Genomic DNA, 1,202 nt, shown 5'->3' with positions numbered 1-1,202 from the left:
GTTAATTACTTGAACAATATTTGTTAACTACTAATCAACTTTAAGCACTCTTGAGAAACTAAAACCATTATTACTAACATCAATTGTAGAGCCTATATCAAATGCTTGATCAAAATCTACAAAGAAGGATTCAGTACTTGTGCTTGGAGGATTACTAGGCACACCGTTAATGGAAACGGCGTAGCCTGGTTGATAAGGGGATAAAGATACGGTGGTTTTGTTAGTCTGATCGTTAACGCTTACGCTCATACTGTTAACACAAGTAGCTCCGCCAGTGCCAAATGGACTGCTACCACCTATCCAAGGGTTAAACAAGTTCGATCCTTCAACTCTCAGATCGTCTGCTAGATATGGCAAACCATAATTAATACTTTGTGTGTTTTCACTACCGTTTAAGAATGTAGAGGCATCAAAACGTACTTTCACCCAGTTCGAGTAGCGAATAGGATAGCGAATCTGAAAATCAGCACGACCTTCTTTATCAGTGATAAACGAATAACCATCGTCTGATACTTGACCACCAATGATAGCGACTGGATTAATGGTCTCTAGACTTTCATTATTGTTGATATCATCATCTTTATCTAAGGTATAGTTATAGTCAGGATCCTCTGTAGGCTTCCAGCTAGATTCAAATATAATCGGTACTTGTTCAGTAAAGGTACTGTTTATAAAACCTAAGTCTGTATAAGAAATATTGCTATCTAATAGACATACTCTGCCTTGTGCATATTCGATAGCATAAGACTTAATCGATACTTCGGTATCAGTGACCGCACGGCCCGAACCATCCATAACAGAGATTGAGCCCTGTACTGTGTAATAGATATTGTCAGAAGATAACTTATTACTGAACGCTAGGGTAGTATAGACCGCCTCTTCTGAGACCGTAATCTTCGCCTCTTTGGTACCAATTCCTGCATTGTCATTCAATAAGCGCGCATTGACTATAACGCCGCCAATAGGTGAGCTGGCGTTTGCTAGATACACCACACGCGCCTCACCTTTGCTATCAGTCACTGCTGTAGCTGCAGATAGACGACCAGCTGATAAGTCAGCAGCCCGGCTAAAGACGACCGTTTGACCTTCTACAGGAACATCATTTCTATCCTTAACCGTAGCAACAACTTCAGTGCTACCGCCTGGGGTAATAACGGATTTTACTGCTTGGAACAGCATTTTTGCAGGCGTTGTCGCTCTAA

The 1,202-nt window shown here is 41.1% G+C and carries 1 protein-coding gene; it reads right to left on the bottom strand.

The features are described 5' to 3' along the window. Window positions 1–30: 30 nt before the first annotated feature. Window positions 31–1,202 (bottom strand): Ig-like domain-containing protein (locus ACS8FD_RS15555; protein ID WP_439276515.1); only part of this gene is annotated, 1,172 nt, incomplete at its 5' end.

The sequence above is a fragment of the Psychrobacter sp. 1U2 genome (genome assembly GCF_051847575.1).
This window is presented reverse-complemented; position numbering and strand designations above follow the sequence as displayed.